This is a genomic window from Plantibacter sp. lyk4-40-MEA-4 (assembly GCF_030209415.1).
Classification (GTDB): Bacteria; Actinomycetota; Actinomycetes; order Actinomycetales; family Microbacteriaceae; genus Plantibacter; species Plantibacter flavus_A.
Window position 1 is genome coordinate 69,195 of record NZ_JARVSA010000001.1, and the last position, 19,351, is coordinate 88,545.

At 69.8% G+C, this 19,351-nt stretch carries 19 protein-coding genes; 5 read left to right on the plus strand and 14 right to left on the minus strand.

Features of this window, described 5'->3' with window-relative positions:
• Nucleotides 1–43: 43 nt before the first annotated feature.
• The 5 genes from QRN44_RS00370 to QRN44_RS00390 form a co-directional block, all read right to left on the minus strand.
• Nucleotides 44–817, minus strand: coding sequence for an SDR family NAD(P)-dependent oxidoreductase (locus QRN44_RS00370; RefSeq protein WP_064295682.1), 774 nt, complete (start codon nt 815–817; stop codon nt 44–46).
• A 75-nt stretch (nt 818–892) separates the two neighbouring features.
• The gene (locus QRN44_RS00375) at nt 893–1,846 is read right to left on the minus strand and encodes a 3-hydroxyacyl-CoA dehydrogenase family protein (RefSeq protein ID WP_285037994.1); all 954 of its coding nucleotides are present in this window, start codon (nt 1,844–1,846) and stop codon (nt 893–895) included.
• A 27-nt stretch (nt 1,847–1,873) separates the two neighbouring features.
• A complete protein-coding gene (locus QRN44_RS00380) occupies nt 1,874–2,827 on the minus strand; it encodes a sugar phosphate isomerase/epimerase family protein (protein ID WP_079003326.1) in 954 nt (317 codons plus the stop codon).
• Between the two features lie 295 nt (nt 2,828–3,122).
• On the minus strand, nt 3,123–3,818 hold the full coding sequence (locus QRN44_RS00385; RefSeq protein WP_254628336.1) for an LON peptidase substrate-binding domain-containing protein: 696 nt from the start codon (nt 3,816–3,818) through the stop codon (nt 3,123–3,125).
• 99 nt (nt 3,819–3,917) lie between these two features.
• The gene (locus QRN44_RS00390) at nt 3,918–4,139 is read right to left on the minus strand and encodes a hypothetical protein (RefSeq protein WP_121292571.1); all 222 of its coding nucleotides are present in this window, start codon (nt 4,137–4,139) and stop codon (nt 3,918–3,920) included.
• A 220-nt stretch (nt 4,140–4,359) separates the two neighbouring features.
• On the opposite strand from QRN44_RS00390, the gene QRN44_RS00395 reads away from it, so the two are divergent.
• A complete protein-coding gene (locus QRN44_RS00395) occupies nt 4,360–4,569 on the plus strand; it encodes a hypothetical protein (protein WP_124767435.1) in 210 nt (69 codons plus the stop codon).
• A 75-nt stretch (nt 4,570–4,644) separates the two neighbouring features.
• On the opposite strand, the gene msrA is transcribed toward QRN44_RS00395, so the two are convergent.
• From msrA to QRN44_RS00410, 3 genes are all read right to left on the minus strand, one after another.
• Nucleotides 4,645–5,193, minus strand: coding sequence for a peptide-methionine (S)-S-oxide reductase MsrA (gene msrA / locus QRN44_RS00400; protein WP_285037995.1), 549 nt, complete (start codon nt 5,191–5,193; stop codon nt 4,645–4,647).
• Nucleotides 5,194–5,343: 150 nt separating this feature from the next.
• Entirely contained in the window at nt 5,344–5,991 is a 648-nt protein-coding gene (locus QRN44_RS00405) for an MOSC domain-containing protein (protein WP_175117241.1), read from the minus strand.
• A gap of 81 nt (nt 5,992–6,072) precedes the next feature.
• Nucleotides 6,073–7,179: a LacI family DNA-binding transcriptional regulator gene (locus tag QRN44_RS00410; protein WP_121292567.1), complete on the minus strand. Its 1,107-nt coding sequence runs from the start codon at nt 7,177–7,179 to the stop codon at nt 6,073–6,075.
• Between the two features lie 96 nt (nt 7,180–7,275).
• On the opposite strand from QRN44_RS00410, the gene QRN44_RS00415 reads away from it, so the two are divergent.
• Nucleotides 7,276–9,267 (plus strand): aldo/keto reductase, encoded by a 1,992-nt coding sequence (locus QRN44_RS00415; protein WP_285037996.1) that lies wholly within the window; start codon nt 7,276–7,278, stop codon nt 9,265–9,267.
• Nucleotides 9,268–9,594: 327 nt separating this feature from the next.
• Here QRN44_RS00415 and QRN44_RS00420 read toward each other — a convergent pair whose 3' ends face one another.
• From QRN44_RS00420 to QRN44_RS00435, 4 genes are read right to left on the minus strand one after another with little or no spacing between them, the layout of a single operon-like run.
• Nucleotides 9,595–10,686 (minus strand): ABC transporter permease, encoded by a 1,092-nt coding sequence (locus tag QRN44_RS00420; protein WP_121292563.1) that lies wholly within the window; start codon nt 10,684–10,686, stop codon nt 9,595–9,597.
• On the minus strand, nt 10,683–11,696 hold the full coding sequence (locus QRN44_RS00425; protein ID WP_082916100.1) for an ABC transporter permease: 1,014 nt from the start codon (nt 11,694–11,696) through the stop codon (nt 10,683–10,685). Before QRN44_RS00425 ends, QRN44_RS00420 begins: the two co-directional genes overlap by 4 nt.
• On the minus strand, nt 11,693–13,498 hold the full coding sequence (locus QRN44_RS00430) for a sugar ABC transporter ATP-binding protein (RefSeq protein ID WP_285037997.1): 1,806 nt from the start codon (nt 13,496–13,498) through the stop codon (nt 11,693–11,695). The genes QRN44_RS00425 and QRN44_RS00430 overlap by 4 nt, the downstream gene beginning before the upstream one ends.
• Nucleotides 13,495–14,529 carry a sugar ABC transporter substrate-binding protein gene (locus QRN44_RS00435; RefSeq protein WP_064295673.1) on the minus strand — a complete coding sequence of 345 codons (1,035 nt, stop codon included), beginning with the start codon at nt 14,527–14,529 and terminating at the stop codon, nt 13,495–13,497. The genes QRN44_RS00430 and QRN44_RS00435 overlap by 4 nt, the downstream gene beginning before the upstream one ends.
• 280 nt (nt 14,530–14,809) lie before the next feature.
• On the opposite strand from QRN44_RS00435, the gene QRN44_RS00440 reads away from it, so the two are divergent.
• The 3 genes from QRN44_RS00440 (at nt 14,810) to QRN44_RS00450 (ending at nt 17,281) form a co-directional block, all read left to right on the plus strand.
• Nucleotides 14,810–15,481, plus strand: a complete 672-nt coding sequence (locus QRN44_RS00440) for a FadR/GntR family transcriptional regulator (protein WP_064295672.1) — start codon at nt 14,810–14,812, stop codon at nt 15,479–15,481.
• A 93-nt stretch (nt 15,482–15,574) separates the two neighbouring features.
• Nucleotides 15,575–16,642, plus strand: a complete 1,068-nt coding sequence (locus tag QRN44_RS00445; RefSeq protein ID WP_285037998.1) for a hypothetical protein — start codon at nt 15,575–15,577, stop codon at nt 16,640–16,642.
• Nucleotides 16,643–16,828: 186 nt separating this feature from the next.
• Nucleotides 16,829–17,281: a hypothetical protein gene (locus QRN44_RS00450; RefSeq protein ID WP_285037999.1), complete on the plus strand. Its 453-nt coding sequence runs from the start codon at nt 16,829–16,831 to the stop codon at nt 17,279–17,281.
• An 85-nt stretch (nt 17,282–17,366) separates the two neighbouring features.
• On the opposite strand, the gene QRN44_RS00455 is transcribed toward QRN44_RS00450, so the two are convergent.
• Both QRN44_RS00455 and QRN44_RS00460 read right to left on the minus strand, forming a co-directional pair.
• The gene (locus tag QRN44_RS00455; RefSeq protein WP_285038000.1) at nt 17,367–18,515 is read right to left on the minus strand and encodes a sensor histidine kinase; all 1,149 of its coding nucleotides are present in this window, start codon (nt 18,513–18,515) and stop codon (nt 17,367–17,369) included.
• Entirely contained in the window at nt 18,512–19,237 is a 726-nt protein-coding gene (locus QRN44_RS00460) for a response regulator transcription factor (RefSeq protein WP_285038001.1), read from the minus strand. Before QRN44_RS00460 ends, QRN44_RS00455 begins: the two co-directional genes overlap by 4 nt.
• Nucleotides 19,238–19,351: the final 114 nt, after the last annotated feature.

Consider the following 19,351-nt stretch of genomic DNA (forward strand, 5'->3'; position numbering starts at 1 on the left):
GCTGCATGGTGCTGCTCCGTTCGCTCGTGGTGCGTGTGGTGGATCAGTGCATGTAGAGGCCGCCGTCGACGTTCAGCGTCTGACCGGTGACGAAGCCGGCGTCCTCACTGATGAGGTAGGCGATGGCGGCCGCGATGTCGCGCGGGGTACCGATGCGCGGCAGGACGCCGTCGGCGGCCATGGCCGTCTTGCGCTCCTCGGTGAGGGTGCCGCCCATGATGTCGGTGTCGATGGGTCCGGGCGAGATGGCGTTGACCGTGATGCCGTCGTGGCCGAGCTCGCGGGCGACGCTGCGGGTGAAGCCGATCACGCCGGCCTTCGCCGCTGAGTAGGCCGTCTTGCTGAAGGTGCCGCCGCCGCGCTGGGCGGAGACGGACGACAGGCTGACGACACGACCGACGCCGTTCGACACCATCGACTCGACCGCACGGCGGGTCGTGTAGTGGACGCCGTTGAGGTTGATGTCGATGACGCGCTGCCACTCGTCGGCGCTCACCTCGAGGTAGGGCACCGGTGAGGCGACGCCCGCGAGGTTCACGAGGGCGACGAGCTGTGGGAGGGCGGCCTCGAGCGCGTCGAACGCGGCACGCACCTGCGCCTCGTCGGCGACGTTCGCGCCGGCGCCGGCCGCCTGCACCCCGTGCTGCTCCGCGATCTCGGCGGCGACCGCCTGCGCCGCAGCCTCGTCGAGGTCGATGATCCCGATGTTCCAGCCGAGTTCGGCGAGGTGATGGGCTGAGGCCCGACCGATGCCGCGCGGGGAGGCTGCGCCGGTGAGGACGACGGTCTTGGATTCGGGGAAGGTGGTGGCGGTCATGGCCGGCCTTTCTGCGTGGGAGTGGTGAAGTCGGTGTCCGATCGAGTCGGACGTTGCGTTCGGTCGGCGCGGCGCTCAGTTGATGGGTGCGGGGCCGAGCTCGTCCATGAGCCGCTTGATCGCGACGTACGCCTTGTTGCGGTAGGCGATCAGCTCGGGGGTGCGGTCGGCCGGGACGTCGAGGTAGCCGGCACCCGACTTGGTGCCGAACTTGCCGGCGTCGACGAGTTCCTTGAGGGAGTCCGGTGTGGCGAACCGCTCGGGCCACCGGGTCTGGAGCGAGGCGTAGCAGAACGAGTACACGTCGAGTCCGGCCATGTCGGCGATCGCGAAGGGACCGAAGACGGGGAGCCGGAAGCCGAAGGTGGTGCGGACGATCGTGTCGATGTCCTCGGGCGTCGCGACGCCCTCCTCGACGAGCTGCGTCGCCTCGTGGAACAGCGCGTACTGCAGGCGGTTCAGCACGAAGCCGGTGGCGTCCTTGACGCGGGCGGTCTCCTTGCCGGTCGCCGCGACGATCTCCTCGACGGTCCCGATCGCCGCATCGGCGGTGGTCTCGTGCGGGATGAGTTCGACGCCGGGGATGAACGGGGCAGGGTTCGAGAAATGGACGCCGAGGAACCGCTCCGGGTTCGTGACGGCCTCGGCGAGCGAACCGATGAGGATGGTCGAGGTGTTCGAGCCGATGATGGCGTCGGGTGAGGCTGCGGCGCTGATGCGACGGAGGGTCTCGTGCTTGATCTCGATCTTCTCGGGGACGGCCTCCTCGATGAAGTCGGCTCCGGTGACCGCCTCCTCGATGGACGCGGCGGGCGAGACGTTGGCGCGGATCCGCTCCACGGCGTCGGCCGGGAAGAGTCCGTCGGCGACGAACTGCTCGGCCTCGGCGATGAGGCGGTCGTAGTTCTTGCGCGCGATCTCCTCGGAGATGTCGGCGATGCGGACGGTGGCGCCGGACAGCGCGAGCACCTGGGCGATGCCGCCGCCCATGTACCCCGATCCGACGACGGCGATGGTGTGTGTGGTCATGATGAGGCTCTCCTGTGGTCGTGTGGATCAGGCCTGCGGCAGCAGGGTCCTGATGTACTTCTGGTTGGTGGAGCACATGCCGAGGCTGTCGCCGCCGTAGTGCTCGGCCAGGATGATGCCGTTGAAGCCGAGCTCGACGGCGTCGCGGAAGACCTGGCGGTAGTTGATGAGCCCGGCCTCCATGGTGGAGGGCACGGACGTCGCCCAGCTGCCGTCGGCCGCCTCGTCGCGGGTGTAGTTCTTCACGTGCATGTAGTTGGCGTAGGGCAGGGTCTTGGCGAACAGCTCGCGCCAGTCCTCCACCGGGCGGTGCAGGCGGATGAGGTTCGCGACGTCGGGGTTCAGGCCGACGTTGTCGAGCCCGACCTCCTCCACGAACCGGACCGCGCTGTCGGCGGTGCCGAGGTAGGTGTCCTCGTAGAGCTCGAGTGCCAGCGGCAGGCCGACCTCGGCTGCGTGCTTGCCGAGCTCGCGGATGCGACTGACGGCGGCGTTCCAGACCTCGGGGTCGTCGGGGTCCTTCGGGCCCTGCGCGGTCCAGAACCACAGCGCCTTGCGCTGCGCGTCGTTGAACGGTTGGTGCAGGCCGGTGGAGAAGACCTGCATCCCCCACTCCGCCGCGGCGTCGATCGTGCGGTGCGCGTACTCGAGGTTGCGCTCCTCGTGGCCCGGCATGATCACGCTCTGCCGCTGCAGGTGGACGGACGGGACACCGACGCCGTGCGACTTCGCGATGGCGAGGAACTCGTCGCGACGGGACGGTTCGAGGTCGGCGGGCCGGACATGGCTGTCGGGCAGCTCGGCGAGGGTGAACCCGACGCCGGCGACCTGCGCGAAGAGGTCGTCCCACGCTTCGGGTTCCGCGTCGTGCAGGGAGACGCCGTTGCGGTCGACGGGTGGGATGCCGTGCAGGCAGGTGGCGATGGGCCAGGTGTCGGCGGTCCATCGGGGGGTCGACGCGGTCGCGGTCGTATCCGTCATGATGCTCCATTGCGCTCAGGGACTGCTCGGGGCTGGTGCTCCCGGTCAAAAAGATCCTATAGGAAATAGTAAAGCGTTTCCACGAATGCGCAAGGGCACTCCGACAGGCTCAGTGACCGGCGGAAGGGAACGGTCAGTGACCGGCGGAAGGGAACGGTCAGTGACCGGCGGAGGGGAGGGTCGGTGAATGGTGTAGCGGGAGGCGAGCTTCCGGGGACCGGATCCAACCGGTCACCGAGTGCACCCGGTCACGAGCACTCCGGTCACCGAGCCTGTCGAGGTGCGGCGTCGGGGCTCAGTCGCCGAGGATGTCCCAGTCCTCGTCGTCCGCGTCGGCGATGCCACCCGCGATGAACGCCTCGCCCGCCTCGGTGGCGCGATCGCGCACGCCGACCAGCAGCTCTTCGAGCGAACCGGCCGACAGGAACCGCATCTGGTCGATCTCGCTCACCGGCGCGATGCCCGCCAGCTGCCAGGACGACTCCAGCGGGTCGTCGGCGAGTTCCACGACCGAGGCCCACTGCTGCTCACTGAACTCGCTGGCCACCGCGAGCGAACGCCGCACCGCCGCCTCGGTCTCATCCCGCAGCGGCTCCCAGCGATCGTCCCACTCCAGGTCGTCGAGGGCTCGGATCTCAGCGCGTGGATACGGGTCGTCCGGCAGCCAGTCGGTCACCTCGAAGCGCTGACCGCCCTCGGCGATCACCGCGACGAAGCCCTCGCCGCCGTCGACCTCGACGATCTCCGCCACGGTCCCGGTGCGGAAGCGGTGCTCACCGCCTCCCGTCTCACGGCCGCGCTCGATGAGCACGACGCCGAACGCCGGGTCCTCGGCCTCGAGCAGGTGCGCCAACATGGTGAGGTAGCGCTCCTCGAAGAGCCGCAGGGCGAGCGGCATGTGTGGGAACAGCACGGAGCCGAGTGGGAACATCGGCAGCTCGAGGACCGGGAGGCCGGATGCCCACGGCTCGGCACTGAAGGAGTCGGTCATGTCAGTCCCCCTCCGCCTCGCGGGCCCGAACGACGATCGCCCGGCCGTTCGTCCACCCGAATCGTGCTGCGATCATAGCCGCCGGACACCGGAGGCCACTCAGGCGGCGAGGACGGCACGCAGCGCCTGATCGAACCGGATCGCGCGATCGACCTCGACCGCCGTCTCGTAGTCGGTTCCGCGCAGGGCGACGTGCAGTGGCCAGTCCACGTCGATGAACCCGACGCGCCGGTCTCCCACGAAGACGCCGAAGCGGTCTGCCGTGAGCTGCTCCACCCACGCACGGCGGAGTTCAGACGCCTCGCTACCGGTGGAGCCCATGGAACGACCTCTCTCGGCGGGTGCGACGACCGGGTCCGGACAACCGCCGAAGTATCTCGACTGTCTAGCTATCTCCGCCGTGCTTCATCATGACAGCACGGCCGCGGGATGGACAACTCCCCTATCCGTCAGACGAAACGAGCACGAGGCGGTGGCATCGTTGCGAGATCGTGCCGTGATGGTCCGCGGATCCTCAGGAACCGTCCGTAGGATGCTGATCGTGGGGTGGAAGTGGCCGTGGGGACGCAAGCGCATCGTCGATGCGCCGGTCGATGCCGGGTCCGACCCCTACCTCCAGTACCTCGAGTGGGTCCGCCTCGGCAAACCGTCGCTCGCGTCACCCGACGATCCACCGCTGCAGTTCGACCCGCGATTCGCGCCACGACTGGCCTCTGACGCCGTCAACTCCTCGCGCGCCGACGGCGTCTGAGCCCGCCGGTCTGAGCCCGCCGGTCCATGCACGGCACAGCGCCCGACACCGAGGTGACGGGCGCTGCGAAGGTACTTACGCGGTGGCATGCTCCGCGACCTCGGCGCGGCGCGGGAGCTTCCAGCCCGGGCGCACGAAGTGGCAGGTGTAGCCCCACGGGATGCGCTCCAGGTAGTCCTGGTGCTCCGGCTCGGCCTCCCAGAACTCGGAGACCGGCTCGACCTCGGTGACGACCTTGCCGGGCCAGAGCCCCGAGGCGTCGACGTCGGCGATCGTGTCGCGCGCGACGCGCTCCTGCTCGGGCGAGGTGAAGAAGATCGCCGAGCGGTAGCTCAGGCCGACGTCGTTGCCCTGGCGGTTCTTCGTCGACGGGTCGTGGATCTGGAAGAAGAACTCCAACAGCTCGCGGAAGGACAGCTTGCTCGGGTCGAAGACGACCTCGAGGGCCTCCGCGTGGGTGCCGTGGTTGCGGTAGGTCGCGTTGGCGACATCGCCACCGCTGTAGCCCACGCGCGTCGACTTCACGCCCGGCATCTTCCGGACGAGGTCTTCCATGCCCCAGAAGCATCCGCCGGCCAGCACCGCGCGCTCGGTCGTCGTGCTCTGCTCGTCTGCTGCACTCATCGTGACTCCTCCTTCGTGCCGAGCACCGTGCGGGGTCCCCGCGTGCTCCGGTCTTCGGCTCCATGGTATGCAACAGCGTCCGCTTCCGGACTGTTCCGGGCGGGGCTTGCACTCAGCGGTCGCACAGGTGCGAGGACGCGACAGCGAAGCTCAGACGGGCCGCTTGCGGCGGAGCTGCTTGATCGACTCATGGATCTCCGGGGCCAGCACCACGGCGCCGGACTGCTCCGACTGCTCGAGGGTGACCGCCTGCGCCTCGTCCGCCGCGGCGAACCAGGAGGCGATGGTCACGCCGTGGCCGGGCTGTCGGACGATCTCGATCGGGTCGCCCGCCTGCACCGTCCCGCTCTTGACCACCTTGAGGTAGGCGCCGGGCCGTGCGGCGTCGGCGAAGCGCTTCACCCACCGCGGCTCGCCCAGGCGCCGCTGGAAGGTGCCGCACGGGGTGCGCGGACAGGTCACCTCGACGACGAGGGTGTCGCCGATCCGCCAGCGCTCACCGATCTCGGCACCGTTCACGTCGAGCCCCTGCGTACGGAGGTTCTCCCCGAACAGCCCCGGCGTGATCTCCCGACCGAGCTCGCCCTCCCAGAACCGCGCGTCCTCCTCGGCGTAGGCGTAGAGCGCCTTCGTCAGGCCGCCGTGGTGTTTGCGATCGGCCTGCACGTCGCCGTACAGCCCCATCGGCCGCACGTGCAGCGGCTCGTCGACCGGGCGCTTGTCGATCGCGGTGACACCGATCGACCCGTCGTCCACCCGGAGGGCTTCGACGCGACAGAGGGCGAGGAGTTCAGACATGTGACCAGTCTGCCGTGTCGTCCGCGACCGTCCGGACGACGGGGCCGGTGCAGCTCAGGCGGAGTGGCTCAGTGGATCAGCTCAGGCGGACTCGCGGACGACGAGCGAGACACCCACCGAGCGTCGGACGGACGGCCCCGAAAGCGGGAGCGTGCCGGACATCATGCCGTCGAGCAACTCCAGGCTGTGCCGTGCGATGTCACCCTTGTCGACGGCGACGCTCGTCAGCTCAGGGGTGACGAAGCGACCGAGGTCGAGTCCGTCGATGCCGATGACGGCGACGTCCTCCGGCACGCCGACCCCGGCACGGGCGAGGCCCTTGAGCACGCCGACCGCCATGACGTCGTTGAAGACGAGTACGGCGTCGACGTCGGGCATCGCGGCGCGGCAACGCAGGGCGGCCGAGACCCCGCCCTGGTGGGTGTCCTCCGCCCAGGTCTCCGACGCCTCCGACCACGGCAAGCCGTGCTCGTCGAGGAACGCCCGGTACGCGAGACGCCGTCCGGACGGTTCCGCCGAGGCGTCGATCATCGCGATCGACCGGCGCCCGGTCGCGACGAAGTGGGCGAGCGCCTGTCGGATGCCGTCCTCGAAGTCGATGTCGACGCCCGCCACCTGCAGCGCGGGCTGGGCGTCGGACGGGTCCGCTCCGGCCTCGGACTCCTCTGGCCGATGGTCGCCGAGGGAGACGAACGGGATGGTGGCGAAGGCGCCCTGGAGCGCTCCGTGGTCGGCGCCGTTGCGCCCGACGACCGCATCGACCTGCCGCGCGAGTTCGGCGAGCTGCGCACGTTCCGCGTCGGGGAGGTCCGGCCCGCGATCCGCGGCGGCGGGCCGGTCGCCCGATGCGTTCGCCGCTCCCCCGACCTCGGCGACCAACACGGTCCATCCCCGCTCGGCCGCCTGCTGCACGAGGGCGGCCGCGAGCTCCGGGTAGTAGGGGTTCCGCAGGTCGTCGACGACCAGTCCGAGCGTCGTCGTCCGGCCGCTCACCAGGTGCTGCGCAGCGCGGTTCGGCCGGTAGTTGAGCGAGGCTGCGACCTCGACGACCCGTTGCCTGGTGGCGTCGCTGACGTCGCGCATCCCGTTGAGCGCTCGGGTCACGGTCTGGCGGGAGACACCGGCGACCCGGGCGACGTCGATGATCGTCGCTCGCGCTGGAGCGTGATCGTCGCGCGGCCTGGTCATGGTCACATCGTACTGATACGCTCACACCGTGAACGTTCACGGTGACGTTCACCACAGACCATCGCACCGCCGATCAACGTTGAGGAGCACCACCATATGGAACACGTCGCCTGGGGCATCATCGGACCCGGAACGATCGCCGAACGGTTCGCGACCGAGCTGCACGCGAGTCGCACCGGTCGACTCGCCGCCGTCGCCAGTCGTGACGCGTCGCGTGCCGAGGAGTTCGGCGAGCGCTTCGGGGACGGCACGGCTCCCGTCCGCGGGTACGACTCCGTCGCCGAGTTGCTGGCCGACCCCGGCGTCGACGCGGTCTACATCGCGACCCCGCACACGGAACACGTCCGGCTGGTGATCGAAGCGGCGGAAGCGGGCAAGCACATCGTCAGCGAGAAGCCGCTCTCGGTCAACCGCGCCGGTGCGATGCTCGCGATCGAGGCCGCCCGGCGTGCCGGCGTGTACCTCGCCGAGGCGTTCATGTACCGCTTCCACCCGCAGACCGCCAAGCTCGTCGAACTCGTGTCGTCCGGGGCCATCGGCGAGGTCGAGCACATCGAGGCGTCGTTCGCGTTCGCCGCGAACCTCCCGGCCGAGCACCGACTCATGAACCCGGAGCTGGCGGGCGGCGGGATCCTCGACGTCGGCGGCTACCCGGTTTCGATCGCGAGGCTCGTCGCCGGTGCCGCCGTGGGTGCACCGTTCGCCGACCCGACGGAGGTCACCGGGAACGGCACCATCGGCTCGACCGGCGTCGACGAGTGGGCCAGCGCGTCGCTCGTGTTCCCGTCAGGCATCACGGCGCACGTCACGAGCGGCGTGCGCATGCAGGACGACAACCGCGTCGTCGTCACGGGTTCGACGGGCCAGATCATCGTGTCCGACCCGTGGTTGCCGTCGGTCGAGGACGGGTCGACGATCGAGGTCCGCACCGTCTCGGGCACGGAGTCGATCCACATCCCCGGGGCGCCGCAGTACGCGATCCAGGCCGACGCGGTCGCTGCGTTCGCCGCCGCCGGTCAGGCACCGCAGATGCGCTGGGCGGACTCGCTCGGCAACGCGGCGACCCTCGACCGCTGGCGCGAGGCGGTCGGCCTCGAGTACCCGTTCGAGTCGATCGACACCGACATCCCGACCGGTTCCGGCCGGCCGCTCGCCGTGCGCGCCGAACTCCCGATGCCGACCGGCCGCATCGCGGGCATCGACCACGACATCTCCCGGCTCGTGATGGGTGTCGACAACCAGCAGACCCTGTCGCACGCGTCGGCGATGTTCGACGACTTCTTCGAGCGCGGCGGCAACGCCTTCGACACGGCCTGGCTGTACGGCGACGGCCTGCAGGAGCAGCTGCTCGGACGCTGGCTCGCCAACCGTGGCCTCCGGGACGACGTCGTGGTGATCGGCAAGGGTGCGCACACGCCGTTCTGCGACCCGGAGTCGATCTCGCGTCAGCTGTTCGAGAGCCTCGACCGGCTGGGCACCGACCACCTCGACCTGTACCTGATGCACCGCGACAATACCGAGGTGCCGGTGGGCGAGTTCGTCGACGTGCTGAACGAGCACGCCGAGGCCGGTCGCATCCGTGCGTTCGGTGGCTCCAACTGGTCGATCGAGCGGTTCGAGGAGGCGAACGCCTATGCGGCGGCGAACGGGAAGCGGGGCTTCGCGGCGCTGAGCAACCACTTCGGTCTCGCCCGCGCACTCGACGTACCGTGGGCCGGGTGCGTGGAGGTGACGGATCCGACGAGCCGCGCGTGGCTCGAGGAGACGAAGACGCCGCTGCTGCCGTGGTCGTCGCAGGCACGCGGCTTCTTCACCGGGCGTGCCGAACCCGAGGACCTGTCGGACCCGGATCTCGTGCGCTGCTACTACAGCGACGACAACTTCGAGCGCTTGGCCCGTGCCCGTCAGCTCGGCACCGAGCTGGGTGTCGCGCCGACCGCGATCGCCCTGGCCTACGTGCTGGCGCAGGACTTCCCGACCTTCGCCCTGATCGGGCCGCGGTCCATCGAGGAGACGCGTTCGTCGACCGACGCCCTGTCCCTGAAGCTGACCCCGGAGCAGGTCGCCTGGCTCGACCTCCGAGTCTGATCCGTCCCTTCGAGTGATGCCAGCGCGGTGCGCTGACGTCACCGCGGGGCATGGACGTGAGCGCGGGTCTCCAGAGACCCGCGCTCACGCGTGTGGGGCGCGCCCACGCCGAGTCGTTCCTCCTCGCGTCAGCGCACCGCGCTGGTCCGAGCGCGGGGTGAGGCCCGCTCAGGAGGACCCGATGCCAGCGCGATGCGCTGGGCCTCGCCGCGGGTCATGTGCGTGAGCGCGGGTCTCCAGAGACCCGCGCTCACGCCTATGGGGCGCGCTCGCGTCAGCGCACCGCGCTGGCGCAACCACACCGCCACAGCGAGGGTCGGGTGGGCGTCAGGTGAGGGGTTTGCGGGACCGGTCGCGCGCCAGGAGGACGCCGAGGAGCAGGATCAGGATCAGGACGACACCACGGGCGAGGCCCTGCCAGTAGAAGGACAGCCCGATGAGGTTCATCCCGTTCGTCAGCAGCGCGAAGATGAGCACGCCGACGAGCGTCCCGAAGAGGTTCGGCCGCCCCGTCCGACTCAGCGTCGTCCCGATGAACACCGCACCGATGGAGTCGAGCACGTAGAGCTGGCCGCTGTTGGCGACGAAGCCCTGGCTCCGCGAGGCCAGGATCAGCCCGGCGATGGCCGCGATCCCGGCGGCGAAGATGAACGCCGTCGCCATCGACGTCCCAGCCAACCGCCCGGAGATCCGGGTCGCCGTCGGCTGCTCCCCCGCCGCGGTCAGCACCCGACCCCAGCGACTCCGTTCGAGCGCAGCCCAGACGATGATCAGCACGAGCACGGCGACGACGATCGGTGCAGCGACGCCGAGCACGGTGCCGGCACCCAACCACGCGAACTCGTCCGGCACGCTGCTCCGCGACAGGTAGATGGGCGACCCACCGTCGGTCGCGACCTGCTGCACGCCACCACCGATGAACCAGACGCTCAGTGTCGCCAGGAACGGCCGGATGCGCAGCACCACGATGAGGAACGCGTTCACGGCTCCGACGAGCAGACCGACGACCAGACCACCGACGATCGCCACCCAGGCCACGTAGTCGTCGGCGAGGAGCGCCGACGCGGTGAGCGCCGCGAGGTCGATGGCGACACCGATCGAGAGGTCGATGCCACCGGCGCGGACGACGACCGTCATCGCGACGGCCGCGAGGAGGAGCAGCGCGTTCTGGTTGAGCACCCCGAGCAGGTTGTCGGCGGTGAGGAACGACGGCGACAGCACCGCGAACACGATGAGCAACACCGCCAGCACGGCGGGGGCGAGCGCCTGCGGGACCGCGGCACCGAGGCCACGGACCGTCAGCCTCGAGAGCGGGCCGCCGGGACGCTGGTCATCGCCGCCTCCCGGTCCAGCCGATCCGGCGTTCGGGACGGAGACGCCGGTGGTGGCGGAGGATTGCGTGCGCGTGTCGACACTCATCGCTTGACGCTCCGTTCGCGGATCGCGGCGACCGCGAGGACCAGCAGAATCAGCACACCCTTGGTGATGCCGATCCACTGGCTCGGGACGCCGAGCTGACTGAAGCCGTTGGTGAGGATCGCGACGAACACGGCACTGAACAGGGTCCCCGTGATCGTGACGACGAGCCGACGGGAGAACGCGATGGACAGGAACGTCGCGAGGAGGATGTCGATGAGCGACTGCTCGCCGATCCCCGGCAGGGCAGCGGACAACCGACTGGTCATGAGGACGCCAGCGATCCCCGCGAGGACCGCCGCGAGGACGTAGCTGACGACGATGTGGCGGTTGACGTCGATCCCGGCCACCCGCGCGGCCGTCGGGTTCTGCCCGACCGCGGCGTTCTTCACGCCCCAGCTGGTCCGCCCGGTGGCGAAGGCGGCGACCGCGAAGACGACGAGCAGCACGACGACCGCGGCAGGGACACCGACGACATGTCCGCTCCGCAGCCAGACCAGCCCGGCGTCGGAGACGGGCACCTTGACGTTGTTCGTGATGACGATCGTGAGACTCGTGACGATGCTCATCATCGCGAGGGTGACGAGGAGCGGGCGGATCCCGGCGACGACGACGAGACCGTTCACGAGCCCGATGACCGCCGTGGCTCCGAGCCCGATGAGCAGCGCGAGCGGCAGACCGAGCTCGGCCTGCAGGAGCACCGCGACGAGCGCGCCGGAGAAGCCGAGGACGGCGCCGATGGAGAGGTCGATGCCGCCGCGGACCACGTCCTCACCACCCGTGACGACGACGATGGACAGGCCGAAGGCCGCGATCGCGTAGACCGCGGACTGGGTGAGGATCGTCGCGAGGTTGGCCGGATCGAGGAAGCCGGGCGAGGCGACCGCGAAGACGACGACCTCGATGACGACGATCGCGTAGCCGATGAGTCCCAACCGGGAGACCGGACGACGCTTCGTCGTGGACTCCGCCGCAGCCGAGGGCGCAGCGGGTGGAGCGGAGAGCGCGGTCATGCGGAGGCTCCTCGGGTGGGTGGCGTGGCGCCTCCGGGGCCTGCCGACGGGGCAGACCTCTGGGGATCAGCCTGCGTAGACGACGTGGGCCCTTCGACAAGCTCAGGGACCGGGGCGGTTGATTTGTCAGGATCCGCATCGGTTGACGAGGTGGACCCGTCGACAAGCGGTTCTTGCCCTTCGACAAGCTCAGGGACCGGCGGGACCGAGGGGGCCGACGGCGTGGAGGCGACCTCGGCGGCGCCCGTCGACCAGGCGAGGATCGTGTCGGCGGTCGCCTGCGATCGGGGCAGCTCCGTCCGGATCGTCCCGCGGTACAGCACGAGGACGCGGTCGGCGAGGCCGATCAGTTCCTCGAGGTCGACGCTCACGAGCAGGACGCCGGCACCCTGCGCGACGAGCGCGTCGATCTCCGCGTAGATCTGCTGACGCGACCCGATGTCGACGCCGGAGGTCGGCTGGTCGAGCACGAACACGGTCGACCCGGCCGCGAGCCACCGACCGAGCACGACCTTCTGCTGGTTGCCGCCGGAGAGGCTCCCGGCCACCGCGGTGTCGTTCGCGGGCCGGACGTCGAGTCTCGTGACGAGGTCTGCGGCGATCTCCCGCTCGCGTCGACCCCGCAGGATCCCGCCGAGCCCGGTGATGCGGTCGAGCGCGGCGAGCGTGAGGTTCTCGCGGACGGACTGACGGTTCAGGATGCCGTCGCGGTGGCGGTTCGCCGGGACGTACGCCCCACCCGACCGGACGAAGGCGCGCGGCGAGCGGATCGTCGCCCGGCCGAGCCGCACGGTTCCGCCGTGCGCACGCAAGCCGGTGACCGCGTCGGCCAGTTCCTCGAGGCCCGAGCCGACGAGGCCCGTGACGCCCACGATCTCGCCCGGACGGACGGCGATCGAGACGCCGTGCAGCCGTTCGGGGACCGTCAGTCCGTCGATCGCGAGCACCGGTTCGGCGCCGGCGTCGGCGACGATCCGTTCGCGGTCGCCGAACTCCTCGACGCTCCGCCCCACCATGAGCTGGACGATGGCGTCGAGGGTCGCCTCGGGATCGGCGAGGTCGAGCGCACCGACGCGTTCACCGTTGCGGAGCACGACGACGCGGGACGCGATGTCGCGCACCTCCTGCAGGTAGTGCGAGATGTAGATCACGGCGACGCCCTGGCCCTGCAGGGTCCGGACGGTGCGGAACAGCCGCTCGACGTCGCCGGCGGCGAGCGGCGCGGTGGGTTCGTCGAGCACGAGGACCCGTGGGCGCGTGATCGTCGCGATCGCGAGCTGCAGGAGTTGCTGCTCGGCGACGCTCAGCTCGTCGACGAGGGTCTTGCCCGGCACGTCGAGCCCGACGAGGTCCAGCAGCTCCCGCTCGGCGCGGCGGTCGAGCTGCCGGCCGGTGAGGAACGCGGTGCGCGAGCCGAGGAACAGCTGCTCCGCGACCGTGAGTCGACCGGCCAGGTGGCGATCCTGGTGGATGACGCGGACACCGAGGCGTTCGGCGTCACCCGGATTGCGGATGACGACCGGTTCGCCGTCGATCTCGATGGTGCCCTCGCTCGCCGTGTAGAGGCCGGTGAGGATCTTGATGAGCGTCGATTTGCCCGCGCCGTTCTCGCCGACGAGCGCGACGACCTCGCCGGGGTGCACCTCGAGGTCGACGTCGTCCAGCACCCGGACGCCGCCGAAGTCCTTCGCGATGCCACGCATGCTCACGGCGGGAGCCGAGGCTTCGGTCGTGGCGGCACCGGACCGACCGCCCAGCGAGCGCTGGGCGGTCTGACCGTCGATCGAGGTGTCGTGCGTCATTCCAGGCCGAGTCGCTTGCGCTCGTCGGCGACGTTCGCCTTGTCGATGAACACGGCGTCGAGGTAGGTGCTCAGCGGCACCTCGTCCTGCTTGCCACCGAGGTACAGGGCCACGTTGTTCGCGCTCGTCGTCCCGAACAGGGTCGGCTGCTGCGCGACCGTGAACTGGTACACCGAGTCGGGGTCCTGGATCAGGTCGAGCGCTCCGGGCTCGGCGTCGACGCCGTAGACCTTGATCTCATCGCGGCCCGCCGCGTCGATGGCCTGCGAGGCACCGATCGCGGGGAGGTCCCAGCACGACCACACGGCCGAGATCTCGCCCTTGGGGTAGCGGGTGAGCGCGTCGTTCGTCTTCTGCTTGGCGTCCTCGATGGTGCCCTCGTAGATGTCCTGCAGCTCGGGCTCGATGATCTCGATGTTCGGGTAGTTCTTCAGCACGAGCTTGAACTCGTCGTAACGGATCTGGCAGGGGGTGACGTCGTAGAAGCCGTTGAAGACGAGCACCTTGCCCTTCCCGCCGATGTCCTCGGCGAGCGTGCGGGCGAGGGTGGAGCCGATCTGCCAGTTGTCCGAACCGATGTTGTTGACCGAGTTCTCGCTGGCGTGGTCGATCGTGAAGACCGGGATGCCGGCGTCCTTCGCCTGCTGCAACGCCGGGGCGAGGGTGGTCGCGTCGCCGAGGATGACGACGATCGCGTCGACCTTCTGCGAGACGAGGTTCTCGACGTTGGCCAGGTGCTTGTCGTCCTGTGCGTCGGCCTGGGTGGCGACGACCTTGGCGCCGAGCTCCTCCAGGCGGTCCTGCACACCCTGGTAGGTGAGGCGGCCGAAGTCGCGGACGACGTCCTTGGCGGCGACGCCGACGGTCTTGCCCTCGAGCGAGGGGACGTCGACGTCGGAGGCGGCGGAGCTGGCAGCGGCGCCGCTCGTCGACTCGCTGGACGAGGACTGCTTGAGGGAACAGCCGGTGGCGAGGCCGGCCACGACGGCCAGGGTGACAAGAGACAGCGCGAGGCGCGATCGACGACGCATGGGGACTCCAGATGACGGTGGGGTGCGGGACGGTGCAGGGGGTAGTGGGGCGTGCCGGCGTCCGCTGTCGGCGCGGTCGGGGCGCACCGGGACGTCGGGTTGCAGCAACAGTAGGGAGTGATCGGACGGGCCGCGAGAGGGCGCTCAACCTGACGTAACACAAGGGGCCAGGTGTCGGCGGTGCGTGGAGGCAGGTCGGGGCGCGGCCCGCGGAAACGTCGGATGTATCATGGCGCGAGGCGGTGTTCCACGTGACCGTCTCGCTCGAGCAGGGGGTCGCATGGCAGTCACGGACGAGGCGATCGCGCGGATCCAGGCGATGATCGTCGCCGGCGACCTCACCCCCGGTCAGCGCCTCCCTCCGGAGAAGGAGCTCAGCGAGACCCTGGGACTCTCCCGCAGCTCCCTCCGCGAGGCGGTGAAGGCGTTGGAGCTCATCCGCGTGCTCGACGTCCGTCGCGGCGACGGCACCTACGTCACGACGCTGGAGCCGAGCCTGTTGCACGAGGCGATGTCGTTCGTCATCGACATGCACGCCGATGCCTCCCTCATCGAGATGTTCGAGGTGCGCCGCATTCTCGAACCCTCCGCGTCGGTGATGGCGATCCAGCACCTCGATGACGAGCGGATCGCCGAGCTGCGCAGCATGGTCGACGAGGTCGACGAGTCCACGACGGTCGAGGACCTCGTCGCGCACGACCTGCAGTTCCACGCCCGCGTGATCGAGCTGAGTGGCAACGCCTACCTCGCGAGTCTGCTCGCCGCCCTCGGCAGTAAGACGGTCCGGGCCCGCATCTGGCGCGGCCTCACCGAGGAGAAGGCCGTCGCCCGCACCCTCCAGGAGCACCACGCGATCGTCGACGCCCTGGAGAAGCGCGACACCGAACTCACCCGTGCGCTGGTCACGGTCCATGTCTCCGGCGTCGAGAGCTGGCTCCGCCGCTCGATGTGATCTCTCCCCCTGCCCGCGAACTGTCACGTGCTGCTAATCCGGGCCGCTCGGACGAGCCGTTGGTGACCGTTCGCAGGCAGGTAGCGTGAGGGGATGGACGGCACGATCGACACCCGCGCGCTCATCGACCCCATCGACCGTGACGCCATGGCGAAAGCGCCCTCGTTCCATCGCGCGCCGTCCGCCCGGCTGTTCATCGGCCTGCTCGCGGCGATCGTCGTGGTCACCGTCGCCGGGTTCGTCCTGTTGGGAACGCTGCCCTCGCCCTCACGAGGCGGCTCCGGCCCGACGCCGCTGCTCGGGATCGGGCTCCTCGCGGCCGCCGCCGTCGCGGTGTTCGCAGTCCTCTCCTGGCGTACGAGGCGCATCACGCGCTTCCGCCTCTCCCAATTCGCCGCGGCCAACGGGATGACCTACACCGCAGACCTCAGCTACCCTCCGTTCCCCGGCATGATCTTCGGGATCGGATCGTCGCGGCAGTCGACCGACGTGCTGCGGGGTGGTCGTCCCCGCGCCGTTGAGTTCGGCAACTACCGGTACACGGTCCGTCACGGGAAGAGTTCGACGACCCACCACTGGGGATACGTCGCGGTGAAGCTCGACGTCCCCCTGCCGAACATCGTGCTCGACGCGATCGGCAACAACGGGTTCGGCTCGAACCTCCCGGCGGCGTTCCAACGGGCCCAGCGACTCTCCCTGGAAGGCGACTTCGACCGGCACTTCACGCTCTACTGCCCCGAAGGCTACGAACGCGACGCGCTCTACCTGTTCACGCCGGACATCATGGCGAGGTTCATCGACCACGCCGCCGAGCTCGACGTGGAGATCATCGACGACTGGCTGTTCCTGTACACGAAACGGGAGGTGTCGACCCTCGATCCCGACACCTGGGCCTGGCTGTTCGGCATCGTCGACGCGCTGATGACGAAGTTGGACCAGTGGGCTCGGTGGCGGGACGACCGCTTGCAGCCGCAGACGTCCGGAGCTCCGGAGCACCCGCTTGCACCCGGCGCTCAGGCCGGCCCACCCGCGATCGGGCTGCTCACCCCGCCGCCGGGTGTCGCTTCATCCGGCCGCAGGTTGCGACGATCCGGGAGGTGGATCCCCGTCGCCTTCGTCGTCGGAACGCTGATCGTCTGGATCGTCACACGCATGAACTGACCCCTCCCTTGCCCGCGAACTGTCACGTGCTGCCAGTCCGGGCCGCCCCGACTAGCCGTTGGTGACAGTTCGCGGGCAGGGGTGGGGTGTTGGGAACGTCTGGTGATCGGGAGACGAGGACGGAACAGGCCGGTTGATGGGATGGCCAGATGACCGACACCGGTCGCCCGTCAGAAAGGACCACCCATGCGCCGACCCACAGCCATCGGCTTCGCCGCCCCCGTCCTCGCCCTCATGCTCGGGCTCACCGCCTGCTCCGGATCCGCGGAGGCCCCGTCGAGCGGCGCATCGCCCTCGACCGCCGATTCGTACGCCGAGGCGTTCGACGACTACACGATCTCCCTCGCGGGCTGCCTGCGCGACCAGGGGTTCGACGTCCCGGACCCGGAACCCGGTACCGCGATCACCCTCGACGGTGGCGAGGCGATGAACACGGCCTACGACGCCTGCGCCGATGAACTCGGCCCGCCGCCGGTGAACCCCGACCAGCCCAGCAAGGCCGAGATCTCCGACGAGCTCCGGCTCCGCGCCCAGTGCCTGCGTGACCAGGGGTTCGACGTCCCGGACCCGGATGCGAACGGGGTGTGGGACCTGCCGGAGGACCTGTTCGATGAGGCCAGGGCCTGCGCCGTGCAGTGACCTCCGCACCAGCCGGAACGGCCGACCGATCCTGTGATCGGTCGGCCGTTCCGTCGTTCCGTGTCCTGTCGTTCCGCGGTCAGGCTCAGGCCGGGTCGGCGTCCTGAGCCGGCAGCAGCACCGTCGCCTCGAGTCCACCCGCCGGCAACGGCGCGAGCCGCAGCGCCCCACCGTGCAGCTCCACGATGCGCGCACCCAGGGTCAGCCCGAGACCGTTCCCCCGGTCGCGACCGGCGACCCGCGCCATCCGGGCGTCCCGCCGGTCGAACGGCTCCACGAACCGCGCCACCTCAGCCTCGTCGAGCAGCGGCCCCGAGTTGCTGACCACGACGACGGCGCGTCCCGGCGCCTGCGGGTCGGGTCCGACCCACACCGAGACCCAGCCGTCCGGACCGCTGTTGTAGCGCACGGCGTTCGACAGCAGGTTCGTCAACAGCTGTTGGAGGAGCACGCGATTACCGAGCACCGCCGTGCTCCGGAGGGTCGACGAGATCGTGACCCCGGCGTCCGCGGCCTCCGGCGAGATGAGCTGCGACGCGTCGCGGGCCACCGCCGTCAGGTCGACGGGCGAGGTCACGAGCGGCCGGCGATCGAGCTGGTTCAGCTGCAGGAGGGCCTCGACGATCGCGATCCCCCGCTCGTTCGTCTCGTGCAGCCGCCGCAACGCCCGGTCGACGTCGCGGCCCTCCGGGTCGGCCTGGGCGACTTCGATGAGCATCTTCATCGTCGCGAGCGGTGTCCGCAGTTCGTGCGAGGCGTTGGCCGCGAACCGCTTCTGCGTCAGGAACGACTGCTCGAGGCGTGCGAGCATGTCGTCGAAGCGGTCGGCGAGCTCGCGGAACTCGTCGCGGCGACCCGTCATCGCGATGCGGTGGTCGAGCGAGCCCTCCGCCGCCGCGCGCACGGCCGCGTTGAGGTCCCGCAGCGGCCGCAGGACCCGTCCGGCGACGATCCAGCCGACGCCGGTGCCGATCACGGCCATCGCGATGAGTGCGAGCATCGAGTAGTTGATGAGCGAATCGCGGATCTCACCGCGCGTGATGCCGGACAACTGCCTCGGATCGCTCGCCAGCGCGAGCGGGTAGTCGGGGAAGCGCCAGATGATCACGTTGATGACGATGAGCGCGATGAGTCCCGTCACGACGGTGAATGCGGCATAGGTTGCGGTGAGTTTGACGCGAGCGGTCATCCACGTCGGCCGGGCGTCGTCACCGACGGCCGGAGCGGCGGTCATGCGCCCACCTCGTCGCCCTCGTCGTCGGCGTCCGCGCCGCTCGTCTCAGCGGGGCCCTCACCCGGCGGGAGCACCCGGTAGCCGACGGCCGGCACGGTGTGGATGATCCACGGCTCGCCGAGCACCTTCCGGAGCGTCGACATCGTCACCCGCACCGCGTTCGTGAACGGGTCGGCGTGCTCGTCCCAGGCGCGCTCGAGGAGCTCTTCGGCACTCACGACGCCACCCTTGGCCGCGAGCAGGATCTCCAGCACCGCGAACTGCTTCTTCGCCAGACGCACGTACCGGCCGTTGCGGTACACCTCGCGGCGGAACGGGTCGAGCCGCACACCGGCGTACTCGAGGACGGGTGGGAGCGAGGCCTTGGGTCGACGCGCCAGTGAACGGAGACGGAGCACGAGCTCGCGCAGCTCGAACGGCTTGGTCAGGTAATCGTCGGCGCCGATCTCGAAGCCGCTCTCCTTGTCGCCGAGGTCGGCGGCCGCGGTGAGCATGAGCACCCGGCAGGGCAGTTCCTGGGCGATGATCCAGCGGCAGACGTCGTCGCCGTGCGTGCCAGGGAGATCGCGGTCGAGGACGACGACGTCGTAGGCGTTGACGGCGAGCCGCTCGAGCGCGGTGTCACCGTCGAACACGAGGTCGGCGGCGAGCCCCTCGTGCTGCAGGCCCTCGAGGATGCTCTCGGCGAGGTACTGCTCGTCCTCGGCGATCAGGACACGCATGGGACCTCCGGCGTTCGGGACGGATGACGCGTCGATGGCGTCACTCCGGCGCCCGCGATGGGCGTCGTGTCGATCGTAGGCGGCACCGTGTTTCGGAACCGTCTGGTGATCGTC